General features: G+C 74.7%; 13 protein-coding genes. 2 read left to right on the top strand and 11 right to left on the bottom strand.

Annotated features, from left to right (window positions below):
• Nucleotides 1-35: 35 nt before the first annotated feature.
• Genes AB0C76_RS23655 through AB0C76_RS23630 form a run of 6 tightly spaced genes read right to left on the bottom strand, consistent with a single transcriptional unit; the run spans nucleotide 36 to nucleotide 6,050 of the window.
• Complete coding sequence (locus tag AB0C76_RS23655) at nucleotides 36-2,444, bottom strand: xanthine dehydrogenase family protein molybdopterin-binding subunit (RefSeq protein WP_359968806.1); 2,409 nt, start codon at nucleotides 2,442-2,444, stop codon at nucleotides 36-38.
• The gene (locus AB0C76_RS23650) at nucleotides 2,441-2,932 is read right to left on the bottom strand and encodes a (2Fe-2S)-binding protein (RefSeq protein ID WP_359968803.1); all 492 of its coding nucleotides are present in this window, start codon (nucleotides 2,930-2,932) and stop codon (nucleotides 2,441-2,443) included. Before AB0C76_RS23650 ends, AB0C76_RS23655 begins: the two co-directional genes overlap by 4 nt.
• 3 nt (nucleotides 2,933-2,935) lie before the next feature.
• The gene (locus AB0C76_RS23645; RefSeq protein ID WP_359968800.1) at nucleotides 2,936-3,805 is read right to left on the bottom strand and encodes an FAD binding domain-containing protein; all 870 of its coding nucleotides are present in this window, start codon (nucleotides 3,803-3,805) and stop codon (nucleotides 2,936-2,938) included.
• Nucleotides 3,802-4,083 carry a hypothetical protein gene (locus AB0C76_RS23640; RefSeq protein WP_359968797.1) on the bottom strand — a complete coding sequence of 94 codons (282 nt, stop codon included), beginning with the start codon at nucleotides 4,081-4,083 and terminating at the stop codon, nucleotides 3,802-3,804. Before AB0C76_RS23640 ends, AB0C76_RS23645 begins: the two co-directional genes overlap by 4 nt.
• 43 nt (nucleotides 4,084-4,126) lie before the next feature.
• Nucleotides 4,127-4,696 (bottom strand): aromatic-ring-hydroxylating dioxygenase subunit beta, encoded by a 570-nt coding sequence (locus tag AB0C76_RS23635; protein WP_359968794.1) that lies wholly within the window; start codon nucleotides 4,694-4,696, stop codon nucleotides 4,127-4,129.
• Nucleotides 4,689-6,050 (bottom strand): Rieske 2Fe-2S domain-containing protein, encoded by a 1,362-nt coding sequence (locus tag AB0C76_RS23630; protein WP_359968791.1) that lies wholly within the window; start codon nucleotides 6,048-6,050, stop codon nucleotides 4,689-4,691. The genes AB0C76_RS23635 and AB0C76_RS23630 overlap by 8 nt, the downstream gene beginning before the upstream one ends.
• Before the next feature lie 238 nt (nucleotides 6,051-6,288).
• On the opposite strand from AB0C76_RS23630, the gene AB0C76_RS23625 reads away from it, so the two are divergent.
• Both AB0C76_RS23625 and AB0C76_RS23620 read left to right on the top strand, forming a co-directional pair.
• Nucleotides 6,289-7,533 carry a cytochrome P450 gene (locus tag AB0C76_RS23625; RefSeq protein WP_359968788.1) on the top strand — a complete coding sequence of 415 codons (1,245 nt, stop codon included), beginning with the start codon at nucleotides 6,289-6,291 and terminating at the stop codon, nucleotides 7,531-7,533.
• A gap of 62 nt (nucleotides 7,534-7,595) precedes the next feature.
• Complete coding sequence (locus AB0C76_RS23620) at nucleotides 7,596-9,029, top strand: aminobutyraldehyde dehydrogenase (RefSeq protein WP_359968785.1); 1,434 nt, start codon at nucleotides 7,596-7,598, stop codon at nucleotides 9,027-9,029.
• Between the two features lie 71 nt (nucleotides 9,030-9,100).
• Here the strand turns inward: AB0C76_RS23620 and AB0C76_RS23615 are convergent, their stop codons facing one another.
• From AB0C76_RS23615 to AB0C76_RS23595, 5 genes are all read right to left on the bottom strand, one after another.
• Entirely contained in the window at nucleotides 9,101-10,435 is a 1,335-nt protein-coding gene (locus AB0C76_RS23615) for a condensation domain-containing protein (protein WP_359968782.1), read from the bottom strand.
• Nucleotides 10,436-10,547: 112 nt separating this feature from the next.
• Nucleotides 10,548-11,828, bottom strand: a complete 1,281-nt coding sequence (locus tag AB0C76_RS23610) for an MFS transporter (protein WP_359968779.1) — start codon at nucleotides 11,826-11,828, stop codon at nucleotides 10,548-10,550.
• A gap of 98 nt (nucleotides 11,829-11,926) precedes the next feature.
• Nucleotides 11,927-13,012, bottom strand: a complete 1,086-nt coding sequence (locus AB0C76_RS23605; protein WP_359968776.1) for a diiron oxygenase — start codon at nucleotides 13,010-13,012, stop codon at nucleotides 11,927-11,929.
• A complete protein-coding gene (locus AB0C76_RS23600) occupies nucleotides 13,009-13,224 on the bottom strand; it encodes an MbtH family NRPS accessory protein (protein ID WP_329927692.1) in 216 nt (71 codons plus the stop codon). Before AB0C76_RS23600 ends, AB0C76_RS23605 begins: the two co-directional genes overlap by 4 nt.
• Before the next feature lie 45 nt (nucleotides 13,225-13,269).
• Nucleotides 13,270-15,461: amino acid adenylation domain-containing protein (locus AB0C76_RS23595; protein ID WP_359968772.1), on the bottom strand; the 2,192-nt coding region annotated here is incomplete at its 5' end.

Here is a 15,461-nt window from a genome sequence, read left to right as displayed (position 1 = left end):
GGCGTCGCGGGTGTCGGCGGTACGGTCCTCGGGGCTCAGCCCCGGTCGTCCCCGGCCCCGGGGAGCTCCCCGGCCTCCGAGAGCTCCTTGGCCTCCGACAGCGCCGCCCAGATGCGTTCCGGCTTGAGCGGCGTGGCCGTGAGCCGGTGGGCGATGTGCGGCACGGCGGCGGCGACGGCCCCGGCCACGGTGGCCGGGGCGGGGATGACCCCGCCCTCCCCGAGGCCCTTGAAGCCGCCGGGGATGACCGTGCTCGGGGTGCACCGGTGCTCCACCGTGACCGGCGGGACGTCGGCGCAGACCGGGAGCACGTAGTCGGTGAAGCCGGTGGCGAGCGGCCGTCCGGTGGCCGGGTCGTGCACGGCCTCCTCGACCAGGGCGATGCCCAGGCCCTGGACGACGCCGCCCACGATCTGCCCGTCGGCGATGGCCGGGTTCACCAGCACGCCGCTGTCGTTGACGGTCCAGTAGTCCTCGACGGTGACCTCGGCGGTCTCCAGGTCGACCGCGACGGCGGCGCCGTGCGCGCTGTAGGAGTAGGTGATGGCGGGCGGGTCGAAGTCGACGCTCTCCTCCAGCCGGATGCGGTCCGGGTCGGGCCGGCCCCAGCCGCGCCAGCCGCGGGCGGCGACCTCGGACCACCCGGTCGTGGCGTTCCCGGCCGGCCAGCGGAACTGGGCTCCGTCCAGCACCACTTCGTCCGGCGGGGCGCCGAGGTGCGCGGCGGCGAGGGCGTGCATCCGCTCGCGCATCCGCCCGGCGGCCCGCACCAGGGCCCCGCCGGCCAGCGTGACCGAGCGGCTGGCCTGCGAGGTGAGGTCCGAGTAGGGAGCGGTGGCGGTGTCGCCGAGTTCCACGGCGACCCAGTCCAGGGGCACGCCGAGCCGGTCCGCGACGATCTGGGCGAGGGTCGTCTCGATGCCCTGGCCCACCGGGATCACCCCGGCGAACACGGTGACGGTGCCGTCCTGGTTGACCCGCACCCGGGCGCTCTCCCAGCCGGCCCAGTCGATCCGGAACAGTTCCAGCAGCGCGGAGGGGGCGAAGCCGGTGATCTCCACGCTGGCCGTCACCGCGACCCCTCGGCGCACCGTCCCGGTGGACTCCCGGGCACGCTCCCGGGCCAGTTCGGCGGCGCGGCGCAGCGCGGCGGGGTAGTCGCCGCTGTCGTAGGTCAGGCCGGTGCGCGTGGTGTAGGGGAGTTCGTCCGGCCCGAGCAGGTTGTGCAGCCGCAGCCGGACGGGGTCGTGGCCGAGTTCGCGGGCGGCCTCGTCGATCAGCCGTTCGCGGATCCAGGCCGCCTCCTGCATGCCGTAGCCGCGGTAGGCACCGGTCGGCACGGTGTTGGTGTGGACGGCGGTGATGGTGGCCCCGGCGTGCGGGAACCGGTACGGGCCCTCCAGGGCGAGCCCGGTGACCTGGAACGGGCCGCTGCCGGCCTGGATCGCGAAGGCGCCGAGGTCCCCGGTGATCTCGGCGGCGAGCGCGAGGAAGCGCCCGTCCGCGTCGAGGGCCAGGCGGGCGCGGGCCCGCTGGCCGCGGCCCTGGTAGGAGGAGCTCAGGTTCTCGGTGCGGTCCTCGATCCACTTGACCCGGCGGCCGAGCCGGACCGCGGCCAGGCAGACCAGCGCCTCGTCGACGTAGAGGGTGACCTTGCCGCCGAAGGACCCGCCGACGTCCGGCGTCACCACCCGCACGTGGTCGACCCGCAGCCGCAGCGCGGTCGCGAGCTCCTGGCGGACGGCGTGCGGGGACTGGGTGCTGCTGTGGACCGTGAGCCGCCCGGTGGCGGGGATCCACTCGGCGAGCAGGCCGCGCGGCTCCATCGGGCTGTGGTTGATCCGCTGCACCGCGAACTCGCGCTCCACCACGTGCGGGGCGGCGGCGAGGACGGCGTCGAGCGCGGCCGGGTCGTCGCCGAAGTGGATCCGCCCGCCGATGTTGTCGGGGGCCTCCGGGTGGAGCCGCGGGGCGTCCGGCGCGAGCGCGGCGGCCAGGCCGATCGCGGCGGGCAGCGGGTCGATGTCGACGGCGACCAGTTCCGCGACGTCCTCCGCGAGCGCCCGGCTGCGCGCCACCACCAGGCCGATCGGCTGGCCGACGTAGCGGACGGTGCGGTCGCCGAGCGCCACGGTGCCGGTGAGCTGGCCGGGGATCCGCCAGGCGGTGGGGATCGGGTCGGTGAACCGCTCGATCTCGTCCGGGCCGAGCACCAGCAGCGCCTCGCCGCCGGCCAGCGCCGCCGCCGGGTCGAACCGGGTGATCCGGCCGTGCGCCACCCGGCTGCGCAGCACGACGGCGTGCAGGGCGCCGGCGTCGTCGATGTCGTCGACGAAGTGGCCCTGGCCGCGCACCAGCCGGGGCGCGTGCACGCGCGGGACGGCGCGCCCGATCATGCGGCCGGCGTCGGGACCGGCCCCACGCCCGGCGTCGGATGCGGTCATGCCGTCGCCTCCTCGCCCTGCCAGTGCCGTTCGACGGCGGCGCGGATGCCCGCGTACCCGGTGCAGCGGCACAGGTGCCCGCGCAGCACCTCGGTCACCGCCTGGTCGGCGCTCAGGCCGGCCCGGTGAGCGTAGGTCAGGCCCATCAGCACGCCGGGCGTGCAGAAGCCGCACTGCAGGCCGTGCTCGTCGGTCATCGCCTGCTGCAGCGGCGCGGGCCGGCCGTCCTCGGCGAGCCCCTCGACCGTTTCCACCCGGCAGCCGTCGGCCTGGCGGGCGAGCATCAGGCAGGAGCGCACCGGTTCGCCGTCCACCAGCACGGTGCAGGCGCCGCACACGCCCTGCTCGCAGGCCACGTGGGTGCCGGTGAGGCCGAGCCCGTGGCGCAGGAAGTCGCTGAGCAGGGTGCGGTCCTCGGCTTCGGCGGTGTGCGCGGCGCCGTTGACGCTCAGGCTGATCGGTGTGCTGCTCGTCGGTTCAATGGGCACGGGCTAGCTCCCCTCGGTGAGCAGGTGGACGGCGGCCCGGCGCAGGACCGCGCGCAGCAGGTCGCCCCGGAACTCGGCGCTGCCGTGGAGGTCGGAGGGCGGGCGGCTCCCGGCGACGGCCGCGTCGGCGATCTCGCCCAGTGCACCGTCCGCCGCGGCGGCGCCGTACCCGGCCAGGGCCCGTTCGGCCCCGGTGAGCCGCAGCGGGCGGTCGGCCACCCCGCAGGCGGCGATGCGGGCCTCCGCCACCGCACCGGCCTCCAGCCGTACGCCCACGCACACGCCGACCAGGGGGAAACCTGCGCCGCCGCGCCGGGTGACGGCCTCGAAGCGGTAGCGGAAGCCGGGCCTGCGGGGGAAGGAGACGGCGGTCAGGAGTTCGTCGGGGCGCCGAGCCGTGCGGTGCGGCCCGGTGAAGAACTCCGCGGCGGGCACGGTTCGTTCGCCGCCCGCCCGGCGCAGCCGAAGCGTCGCCCCGAGCGCGACCGCGGTGGCCGCGAGCTGCGCGGCGGGGTCGGCGTGGCAGAGCGAGCCGCCGAGGGTCGCGCGGTGGCGGATCTGCCGGTGCGCCACCCGGGCGGCGGTCTGCGGCACGACGGGCAGCGCCGCTCGCAGCCCCTCGTGCCGTTCCAGGTCGTGCAGCCGGGTCATCGCCCCGACCAGGACGGCCGTGTCGGTCACCTCGACGCCGGCCAGCTCGGTCAGCCGGTTGAGGTCGAGCACCACGGCGGGCCGCACCCGGCGCAGGTTGAGCAGCGGCACGAGGCTCTGCCCGCCGGCCAGCGGGGCGATGCTGCGCCCGGGCGGGTCGAGCAGGGCGAGGGCCTCGTCGAGCGTGCCGGCGGCCCGGTACTCGAAGGGTGCGGGTTTCACTCGGCGGCTCCTTCGGCGGTGGTGTCCCCCTCGGCCGGGCCGGCGCCCTCGGTGCGCTCGCGGACCAGGTCGGCGGCGCGCTCCGGGGTCAGGTGGCACAGGGCGTCCAGCACGGTGGCGTCCAGCAGGACGGCCGCGCCGGAGCGTTCCGAGACGAGTTTGAGCCGGGTCCCGTTCCCGGTCGGGTAGCTCGACACCGTGACCGCCGCCGACTCGCAGCAGATCCGGCACAGTTCGGTCTCCCGGCGTTCCTCGGCCGTCCAGGCCAGCCCGTTCATGCCGCTGCCTCGCCTCCCGCGTGCCGGCGCGTGCCGGCCCGCGCTAGAAGATGATCGAGAGTTGCTGGTGCGTGGCGACCTCGGTGTCCAGCAGGACCCGGCGCCGCAGCAGCCGGTAGCCGGCGCCGGGCAGGCAGCGCACGATGTCGTGCCGGGCGGCGGTGGCGAGGGCGGCCTCGCCCCGGCCCCGGGTCCAGGAGGCGAGCACGTTGCACTCCACCCGCCAGGTGTCGGCCTCGGGCGCGGCGAACACCCGTACGCCGCTGATGAAATGGCGCGTCACCCCGCCCGGACGGTCGGACCACGCGTGCCGCAGGCCGGTGCGGCCGAGCTTCATCGCGAGGATGTGCTTGGTCGCCTCGAACAGCAGCGCCCGGTCACTGTGCCGGGGCAGGGCCGGGTCCTCGCGCAGCAGCGGGACGGGCACCTGGTAGAGGAAGCGCTCGTCGAGCAGGTCCAGCCAGTCCTGGTGGCGGCCCTCGTCCAAAGCGGCCGACTCCTCGGTGAGGAACGCGCCGGCGGAGGCGTCGAGTTCGACCTGGCGGGCCCCGCGCGGCGGGAACGGCTGGAGCTCGTAGGCCGGTCGGTGGTCCGCGCGGGCGGGCTCACTCATCGTCGCCCTCCATCAGCTCGGCCCAGCGGCGGTAGAAGGCCCGCTGGTTCTGCTCGGACAGGGTCAGGTACTCGGCGCGGCCGGGGCCGGGGAAGTCCGGCACCGGCTCGCCGAGGCCGAGGCCGAGCGAGAGGTCGAGCGGGGCGCCGTCGGCCACCGTGCCGCCGATCGCCGCGTCGATCCGGGCGAAGTTCTCGAAGTCGTCCATCTCGAAGAGGATTCCGCCGGCCGACTGGGAGCGGGCCTGGAAGGCGTACGAGCGGCGCTTCCACTCCTCGTCCACGTGCCGCTTGGGCACGAGCGTCCAGTAGAGGCACTCGGTGTGCCGGGCGTCGATCGGGTTGTGCACGCGCCACACGAAGTACTTGGTCAGCGGGTCGTCCTCGCGCCCGATCGCCCGGTCGTGCGAGACGCTCAGGAAGGCGGCGTTCGGGAACAGCACGCCGTGCACGACCTCGCAGTGCGAGTTGAAGCGCACCTGCTCGGGCGTCTGCCCGGCGGTGAACGCCTCCCACACCTCTCGCGGGTAGCCGATGTAGGCCGGGTCCTCGACCTTGGCCGGCAGGGTGCGCCGGCCCTTCTCGACGACGTAGCCGGCCCGCACCGCGTGCCCCTGCGGTGTCGGGACGTTGATCCCGATCAGCTCCAGTTCGCCCTTGCCGAGCGTGCCGTCGGCCAGGCTGGAGCCGTAGATGCCCTGCTCGAACGCGGCCTGGTGGGTGGTGCCCATGTGGTAGCCGTCGCCGGCGAAGTTGTCGGTGACGACCTTCCAGTTGCCGGTCGTCACCGAGCGCTGCGGCGGCCCGTAGACCTCCCACTCGCCGCCCGCGAGGTCGAGCAGCGCGTCCAGGTACCAGCGGGCGTCGCCCAGGTACTCCTCCAGCGGCGGGGCGCTCTCGCTCCAGGTCGCGAACACGAAGCCGCGGTAGCAGGTCACACGTGCCCGGGGCAGGTCGTAGCGGTCCTTGCGGAAGTCCTTCGGGTAGTTGGTGCGCAGCGCGGGCACGCCCACCAGGCGGCCGTCGTTGGCGAACGTCCAGCCGTGGTAACTGCACCGGAAGTGCGCGGCGTTGCCGAACGTCGCCCGGCACAGCTGGGTGCCGCGGTGGCTGCACGAGTTGAGCAGCACGGTGAAGCGGCCCTGTTCGTCGCGGGCCACGATCACGCTGTCGTTGCCGAGCCTTCGGACCAGGTAGTCGCCGGCGTCGGGCAGTTCCGACGCGAACGCCAGTAACTGCCAGGACTCCCGGAACACCCGGCGCAGTTCCCGGTCGAGGACCGCGTCGTCGGAGAACGCCCGACGGTCCAGCGGATATCCGGGCAGGACTTCCTGCCAGGGCAGAGCTTCAGCCATCCGTACTCCACGGGCCGGTCGGCGGACGGGGAAAACAACAGGGAAAAGCGGGGACGCGAAAACGCAGGTTAGGCCGTCCCGCCGGGCACTGGCCAGTGTCCAACCGCAGCCGCCCGAACACCCCGCTGACCTCGGGCGATGACCCGATCACCGTTCACCGGTGACGCCTTGTCAGGCGTTCGGCGCCTTTGGTCCACTGAGGCCGTCAACGACCCGAATCCCGCCCGGAGGAATTTCCTTGGCCACCCACGCGCTCGCCGCCGAAGATTTCTCGCACAACGACTTCGAGTACATTCCCGACCCTTTCTCCTTCTACGACCGAATGCGCGCCGAGCACCCCGCGTACCGGTCCGAGAAGATCTTCGGCGGGGCCTGGCTCTTCTTCAGCTACGCCGACTGCCTGGCCCTGATGAAGGACGAGCGGCTCTCCAACGCCCGGGCGGCCGTGCCGCTCTGGTTCCTGCCCGAGGAACAGCGCACCGACTACGCCGACATGCTCGGCGTCTACGAACGCTGGCTGGCCTTCCACGACGGCGCCGAGCACACCCGCAACCGCCGCCAGGCCAACCGCAGTTACGTCCCCTTCACGGACGCGGCGCTGGAGCCCCGGATACAGCGGCTGGTGGACGGGCTGCTCGACGCCGTCGACCCGGCCGGCTTCGACCTGATGACCGACTTCGCCTTCCCGCTGCCGGCCATGGTCATCGCCGACGTCCTCGGGGTGCCCACCGAGGCGCACCCCGAACTGACCCGCTGGACCGACGACATCGCCTACCTCTTCGGCTCCACCAAGGTCACCGTCGAGCACCTCGACCGCACCCGCACCAGCACCCGCGAGCTCGCCGAGTTCCTCGCCTCGCCCGAGTGCGCCAAGCTCTCCGAGGAGCAGAACGGCCTGCTGCACACGCTGCGCACCACCGAGGTCCACGGCCACCGCTTCAGCGACGAGGACGTCGTGGCCCAGGCCGCTCTCCTGCTGTTCGCCGGGGTCGCCTCGATCCGCTACCTCATCGGCAACAGCGTGCAGGCCCTGGACGAACGCCCGCTGCACGAGCGCGACCTGCTGCTGGACGCCGACACCGTCGGCCCGGCCGTCGAGGAGCTGCTGCGCTTCTGCACCCCGGTCCAGTTCGTCGGCCGGGTCGCCCGCGAGGACTTCGCCTACACCACCGCCGCCGGCCAGGAGATCGTGCTGCCGGCCCGCCGCCCGATGATGCTCTACGTCGGCTCCGCCAACCGCGACGCCGCCGCCTTCGGCCGGGCCGACGAGCTCGTCCTCGACCGCCCGCTGCCCAACCGCCACCTCACCTTCGGCGCCGGCCGCCACCTGTGCTTCGGCGACCCGCTGGTGCGCCAGACGCTCCGGATCGCCCTCGCCACCCTGTACCGGCGCTGGCCCGCGCTGCGCGTCTCGCAGGACGGCTTCAACTGGAACAACAACCTCGGCTTCCACGGCTTCACGTCTCTGCGGGTGAGCGCCTGAGCGGCGACGACCGTCCCCGGATCCGCCGAGTCCGCCGCCACCGCCGACCCACAGGAGCGCTGATGACCCCTCCCCACCTGCCCCGCCTCAGCAACTTCGTCGACGGCCGGCCCGCCGGGCCCGCCGACGGCACGTACACCGAGCTGCTCGACCCCTGCACCGGCGCCCCGTACCTGCTGGCGCCCGAGAGCGGCGAGCAGGACGTCGACCGGGCCATGCGGGCCGCCGCCACCGCCTTCGAGCAGTGGCGCTGGACCAGCCCGGCCGAGCGCCAGGACGCCCTCCTGCGCATCGCCGACGCCCTCGCGGGCCGGCTCGACGAGTTCGCCGCCGCCGAGGCCCGCAGCACCGGCAGCGCGGCGGCGGCCGGCGAGACCCCGCTGATGGTCGACCAGCTGCGCTTCTTCGCCGGCGCCGCCCGGGTGCTGGAGGGCCTGGCCGCGGGCGAGTACTCCCCCGGCCACACCTCCTACACCCGCCGGGAGCCGGTCGGCGTCTGCGCGCAGCTCGCGCCGTGGAACTTCCCGCTGCTGATGGCCGTGCTCAAGAGCGCACCCGCCCTGGCCGCGGGCAACACCGTGGTGCTCAAGCCCGCCGAGACCACCCCGGAGACGGCCCTGCTGCTCGCCGAGCTGGCCGCCGAGGTGCTGCCGCCCGGGGTGCTCAACGTGGTCTGCGGCGGCCCGGACACCGGGCGGCTCATGGTGCGCCACCCCGTCCCGGCCTTGGTGTCGCTGACCGGGTCGGTGGCGGCCGGCACGGAGGTCGCGCGGGACGCGGCGGCCGGGCTCAAGCGCGTCCACCTGGAGCTGGGCGGCAAGACCCCGGTCGTGGTCTGCGCCGACGCCGACCTCCCGGCCGCCGCCGCGAAGATCGTCGAGGGGGCGTACGGCAACGCCGGCCAGGACTGCACGGCCGCGACCCGGGTGCTGGTCGACCGGGTGGTCCAGGAGGACCTGCTGGTGGCGCTCACCAAGGCCGCGCAGGCGGCCCGCCCCGGCCCGCCGGACGACGCCGGAGCGCTGTACGGGCCGCTCAACAACGCCGACCAGCTGGCCCGGGTGGACGGCTTCGTCCGGCGCCTGCCCGCCCACGCGCGGGTCGTCACCGGCGGCCACCAGGTCGGCGAGGCCGGGTACTTCTACGCGCCGACGGTCGTCGCCGACGTCCGCCAGGACGACGAGATCGTGCAACAGGAGGTCTTCGGGCCGGTCATCACCGTGCAGCCCTTCGCCGACGAGGACGAGGCGGTCGCCCTCGCCAACGGCGTCGAGCAGGGCCTGGCCTCCGCGGTGTGGACCACCGACCACGCCCGCGCGATGCGGTTCACCCGGCGGCTGGACTTCGGCTGCGTCTGGGTCAACACCCACCTGGGCTTCCCGAGCGAGATGCCGCACGGCGGCTTCAAGCACTCCGGGTACGGCAAGGACCTGTCGGTGTACGGGTTCGAGGCCTACACCCGGGTGAAGCACGTGATGCACCACCTGGGCGAGTAGCCCGGCCGGCCGGAACACCGAAGGGGCCCGAGCGTTTCGACGCTCGGGCCCCTTCGGTGTCACGCCTGTGTTCAACTGCCGCCGCCGCGCACTCGGACAGCGTCCTCGGCGAGCCCGGCGACGAGCTCCGCCAGCGGCCGTCCGGGCTCCGCGACGGCCGCCGCCGCGAGGCGCCGGAAGTCACCGGTCAGGCCCTCGACCCAGGCCGGGTCGAAGCGGCGGCGGTCGAACCAGACCTGCCCCTCGATCCGGTCCTCGGTGGGCATCAGCACGAACTCCAGGTCGAACCGGCTCGCCATGCCGCCCGGCGGGTGGACCTGGGTTACCTCCAGACCGCTCAGCTTCAGCGCGTACTCGGGCCCGACCGCGACCTGGAACAGGATGTTCTCCAGCCCCTCGCCCCGCTCCCCCCGGCCCTGCGGCACGAGGTGGTACGGGACCTCCTGGTGGGCCAGCGAGTCCAGCACGGTGTCCCGGGTCGAGCGCAGCACCTCCAGGAAGCCCGCCTGCGGTTCCAGGTCCAGGCGCAGCACCAGCAGGTTGCACAGGAACCCGACGGTGCCGGCCAGTTCGGGCCGCGTGCGGTTGGCGAACATCGAGGCGAGCGCGACGTCCCGCTGCCCGTCCCGGCCGTAGAGCACGCCGGCGAACAGGGCCAGGGCGGCGACGAAGATCGTCGAGCGCTGCTTGCGGCACAGCGCCGTCAGGCCCGCCACCAGCTCCGGTTCCAGGGTGAAGGCGGCCAGACCGGGCAGTTGGCCGACGCCGTCGCGGATCGCCGACGTGCCGGGCAGCCGGGGCGGCTCGGCTCCGGCCAGCGTGTCGCGCCAGTACTTCTGGCTCCCGGCCAGTACGCCGTCCTCGTAGCGCTGCCGCTGCCACTCGCTGAAGTCGGCGAACTGCCAGGCCCCCTTGCCGAGTTCCGCCGCCGCCTCGCCGCCGGGCCGGTACAGCCGCCCGAGCTCCTGCGAGAGCACCCCGCCCGACCAGCCGTCGGTGGACAGGTGGTGGATGTTCAGCACCAGCACGGACTCCTCGGGCCCGACCGCCAGCAGCGCGGCGTGCAGCGGGGTGACGGCCAGGTCGTGCCGGTGCCGGGCGTGCCGCAGCATCGCCTCGGCCAGCGCCTCGGGTTCCGGCCCGACCTCCTCCTCGACCAGCGCGGCCGGCCGGGGGGCGTGGACGTGCTGGACGAGCCTGCGCCGCACCGACTCGTAGGTGGTGCGCAGCGCCTCGTGCCGTTCGACGAGCCGGTCCAGCGCGGTGCGCAGCGCGGGGCGGTCGAGCGGGCCGCGCAGCCGGTAGCAGGCGTTGACGTTCAGCGGGGTGTCGGCGCCGCGGTAGTGCTCCATCATCCAGAGCAGCCGCTGCCCGGGTGTGGCGTCGACGGTCCTGAGGACGGTCATGTGTGAGCCCTTCTGGTGGTGGCGGGGCGGCCCGGACGCGCCTCGGGTCCGGGCTGGGGCCCGTCTTCGGCCCCCCGGCGTCGCACGGCGGACGGGGGTTCGAGGACCGGCCCTAGGACTGGGCCGGCGCGGCCTCCGTGACCGGGGCCGGCCGGGCGGTCCCGGCGGAGTGGCGCACCGCGCGGTTGACGGTGGTCAGCACCGCGAGCAGGATCAGCCAGCCGCCGAAGACGACCGTGGTGGTGCGCGGGCCGAGGCCGTCGATCATGACTCCGCCGATCAGCGCGCCCAGGGACATCGCGCTCATGCCGAGGGTCTGCACCGCACTGGAGACCCGCCCGCGCAGGTGGTCCGGGGTCGCCGCGAGCCGGTAACTGGACAGCGCGACCATGTACACCGGCGCCAGCACCGACTCCGCGGCGGCCACCGCACCGAGCAGCCAGGCGTTCGGGGCGACGGCGTAGAGCGGGAACATCAGCGCCTCGACCCACAGCGTCACGGTGGCGATCCGGCCCAGCGGGAAACGGTCGTTGACCCGGCTGGAGACCAGCGCCCCCACCATCGCACCGACGGCCGCCCCCGTGAAGACGAACCCGATCTCGGTGGGCGAGGCGCCGATCCGCTCGGCCAGCGTGATGATCACCAGGTAGCCGGCGCCGTAGCGGATCGCGTCCGCCGCCGAGATCAGCGCGAGGAAGCGGATCAGCGGCTGGCCCATCAGCCAGCCGAGGCCGGCCCGGACCTCCTTCAGCAGGCCGGCGGGGGTCTCCTCGCTGCGCTCTTCCTGGAACTTCGCCCGTGTGAAGCGCAGCGAGATCGCGGAGAGCACGAAGGAGACCGCGTCCACCACGAAGGGCACCGCCCGCCCGAGCGAGTACAGCGCACCGGCGACCATCCCCCCGCCGATCCGCACGGTGTTCGTCGCGGTCTCGAACTGGCCGAGCGCCGAACCCAGTTGCCCGGCGCCGACGACGTTCGGCAGGGCCGCCGAGTTGGCCGACTCGAAGAGCGTCTCCAGCACCCCGTTGAGCACGGCCACCGCGCACAGCTGGGCGACCGTGAGGCCGTCCAGCCACATCGCGAGCGGCACGCTGACCGTCACCACGGCGCGGCCCAGGTCGCAGAGGATCATCGTGGTCTTGCGGTCCCAGCGGTCCGCCAGCGCGCCGGCGAAGGGGCCGAAGAGCAGCCAGGACAGCGAGCTGAGGCCCATCACGAGCCCGGCCTGGGTCGGCGAGCCGGAGACGGCGAGCACCAGCAGCGGCAGCGCGAAGACCTGGACCTGGCTCCCCAGGAACGAGACCACCTGACCACTGATCAGCAGTCCGAAGTCGCGGTTGCGCCAGAGCCCCTGGGGCTTCTCGGCAGGGTCGGTGTCTGGGGACTGGGCCATGTGGGACCTCTTGTTCGGGGACCGCCGCGGTGCGACGGCCGTGGTGGACCGGACACGGTCAGCGACCGTACTCAGGGCGGATCGTCGACGACAAGTGATCAGGCGTGCGCACGACCGGTCGGCTCACCGAGCGCGGCCCGTTCGCGCCGGACGCGGGCGACGGTGTCCGCGCTCAGCCGGCTCAGCAGGTCCATCGACTCCAGGCCGCGCATCACGCGCGGGGTGAGCAGCCCGATCCGGGCGAGCATCGGCACCACCCGGGAGAACAGCATCTGCCGGTAGCCGGCCAGGCCGGGGTCGGCCAGCGCGAAGGCCGCGCCCTCGGCCGCCGGGACCTCGAAGCGCTCCCACAGGTCGCCCAGCAGGAAGCGGCGGCGCATGAGTTCGACGGCCGCCAGCAGGAACTCCTCCCGCCGGGCCAGTTCGGCCGCCGACAGCCCGGGGACGACGTCGCGCAGCAGCAGCACCCCGAAGGAGACGTGGCGGGCCTCGTCCCGGGCCACCCGGGCGGTGATCTGCTTGATCAGCGGGTCGTGGAAGGTGGCCTCCGCCAGCCGGAAGCCGGCCAGCGCCAGCGGCTCGACCAGGCACTGGACGGCCAGTGCGAGGAGGTCCCACTCGGTGGCCCCGAGCGCGTCCGCGAACAGCCGCCGCAGCCCCTCCGACACCGGGTACGGCTCGGGGACGTGCTCCCCGACGTAGCGCCCGAACGCCTCCGCGTGCCGGGCCTCGTCCCCGGCCTGGCTGACGGCGCACAGCTTCGCCTCGACGTCCGGCAGCACCTCGGCCAGCCGGGCGCCCGCGAGCATCGCCGCCTGCTCGCCGTGCAGGAACTGGCAGACCGTCCAGGCCTGCGTCTGCCAGCGGAAGTCGTCCCAGGCGCGGGGTCCGCGCCGGCCGATCGGCGAGGCGCGCAGCGAGTCCAGCGCGTACGCCGAGCCCGCGGGCAGCGGCTCGCCGAACGGGACGTCCAGCGACCAGTCGATGTCGGTCGCGGCGTTCCACTGGGCGAGCTTGGCGCCCTCGTACAGCTGGGCAAGCCCCGAGCCGGCCGTGGAGCGCTCCCAGCTGAGGACGGCGGTCACCGGGGTGTCGACCCGGAGGTCGGCCAGCCCGGCGAGGGCGGTCGGGAGCCGGGGCGCCGCCGGGCGGGGCGGCCGGTCGTCCCGGGGCGGGGGCGTCACGCCCGCCCGGCCTGCTCCGCCATCAGCCGGCGCAGACTGAGCGGGCGCAGGTCGGTCCAGACCCGGTCGATGTGCGCGGTGCACTCGTCGAGGGTGCCGGTGGTGCCCTCGGCGGTCCAGCCGGCCGGGATCTCCTGGTCCTCGGGCCAGACGGAGTACTGCTCCTCGTGGTTGAGGACGACGTGGAAGCGGGCGGCGTCGTTGTCGAACACGGTGTTTCCCTTCGGTGGGGTGATCACGGGGGTGCGGGGACGGGCTCAGCGTCCGTCCAGGGCCTCGGCGACGAACCGGGCGACCGCGGCCAGCGGTTCGGGGCGGGTCAGGTCGAAGTGCTCGGCCTCGACCTCGTGCCGGTCGATCCCGCCGGCCGCGTACGGCGCCCAGGCCTCTGCGCCGGGCGCGTCCCCGGGCCGGCCGAGCGTCGCGGTGACGTGCAGCAAGCGGCCGTCGAACCGTCCGGTCGGGGCGTCCGCCACCGCCCGGACGACGGCGGTCGCCGTCGCGGCGAGGTGGTCGAGCGCGGTGGCGCCGGGGGCGAACCCGCCGCCCTCGCGGCCGAGCAGGTCGGCGACGAGAGCCGCGTCGACGTCCTCGGGTTCCGCGCCCCAGTGTCCGCTCTCGACCGGGTAGGCGTCCAACACGGCCAGCAGGCGCACCTGTTCACCGGCGGCGCGCAGGGCGCAGGCCATGGCGTGCGCGATGTTCCCGCCGGTCGACCAGCCGAGCAGGTGGTAGGGGCCGGCCGGCTGCACCTCGCGGATCCGGTCCACGTAGTCCCCGACCATCTCCGCCAGGTCCGCGGGCTGCTCGGCGCGGCGGTCGAGGCCGCGGGCCTGGAGGCCGTAGACCGGGCGGTCCGCCAGCCCGTCGGCGAGGCCGGTGTAGCAGCGGCTGAGGCCGGTCACCGGGTGGACGCAGAACAGCGGCGGCCGGTCGCCCTCGCCGCCGAGCCGCACCAGCACCCCGGGGTCCGCGGCCGGGCCGCCGTCCAGCAGGGCGGCCAGACCGGCCGGGCTCGGGGCGCGGAACAGGTCGGTCAGCTCGGCGCGTTCGCCGAGCTCGGCGTGGATCCGGGTGACGAGGCGGGTGGCCAGCAGGGAGTGGCCGCCGAGGTGGAAGAAGTCGTCCTCGACCCCGACCCCGGGCAGGCCGAGCGCCTCGGCGAACAGCCGGCAGAGCGCCTCCTCGCGGGGACCCCGGGGCGCGCGGGTGACGCGCACCTCGGCCTCGGGGGCGGGCAGGGCCCGGCGGTCCACCTTGCCGTTGCCGGTCAGCGGCAGCGCGTCCAGCACGACGACGGCCGACGGGACGGCGTACTCCGGCAGGACGGTGCCCAGGTGGCGGCGCAGGTCGGCGCCCGTGACGGCCGCGCCCTCGCGCGCCACCGCGTAGCCGACGAGCCTCCGGTCCCCCGGGCGGTCCTCCCGGACCACGGCGACGGCGGCCGAGACCTCCGTGCAGCGCTCCAGCGCCGCCGACACCTCGCCCGGCTCGATCCGGACTCCGCGGACCTTGACCTGGTCGTCCGCCCGTCCCACGAAGGCGAGTCGGCCGTCCGGCAGCCACCGCACCACATCACCCGTGCGGTACATGCGCTCCCCCGCACCCGCGAAGGGATCCGGCAGGAAGCGCGACGCCGTCAGCCCGGGGCGGCCGAGGTAGCCGCGCGCCACCTGCGCCCCGGCGACGTACAGTTCGCCGGCCACGCCCACCGGAACCGGCCGCAGCCCGGCGTCCAGCGCGTACACCCGGGTGCCGTCGAGCGGGCGGCCGATCGGCACCCCGCCGTCCGGCCGCAGCGGCTCGCTGGCGGTCGCGCAGACGGTGGTCTCGGTCGGCCCGTAGGCGTTGATCAGGTCCCGACCGGGTGCCCACCGTGCCACGAGCTCGCCGGGCAGGGCCTCGCCCGCGACGACCAGGACGGCCAGTGCGCCCAGTTCCGCCGCCGACCGCGCGGGCAGCGTCGCGAGGACGGCGGGCGTGATCACGGCGTGGGTGACGCCGCGCTCCGCCAGCACCCGCGCGAGCGGCTCGCCGGACCGCGCGTCGGCTGGCGGCAGCACCAGCGCCGCTCCGGCCAGCAGCGCGTTGGCCCACTCGTAGACGGCCGCGTCGAAGCCCGGCGAGGCCAGCTGGAGCAGCGAGCGCCCCGGACCGAGGCGCAGCTTCGCCGCGGACGCGGCCACCAGGTTGGCGAGGCCGGCGTGCGGGACCTGGACGGCCTTGGGGGTACCGGTGGACCCGGAGGTGTAGATCAGGTAGGCGGCGTTCTGCGGGTGGACCCGGCAGGGCAGGTCCTCGCTCCCGTGCGCCGCCACGGCCGCCGCCGTCGCCGGATCGTCCAGCAGCAGGCACGGCCCGTCGATCCCCAGCGCCGACGTCGTGAGCACCAGCGACGGACGCGCGTCCGCCAGCATGAACTCCACCCGCCGACGCGGATACCCCGGAT

Source organism: Kitasatospora sp. NPDC048722, assembly GCF_040650235.1.
In the GTDB taxonomy this organism is placed as follows: Bacteria; Actinomycetota; Actinomycetes; order Streptomycetales; family Streptomycetaceae; genus Kitasatospora.
The sequence above is the reverse complement of the archived record's forward strand: the minus strand, read 5'-3'. Positions and strand labels throughout refer to the sequence as shown.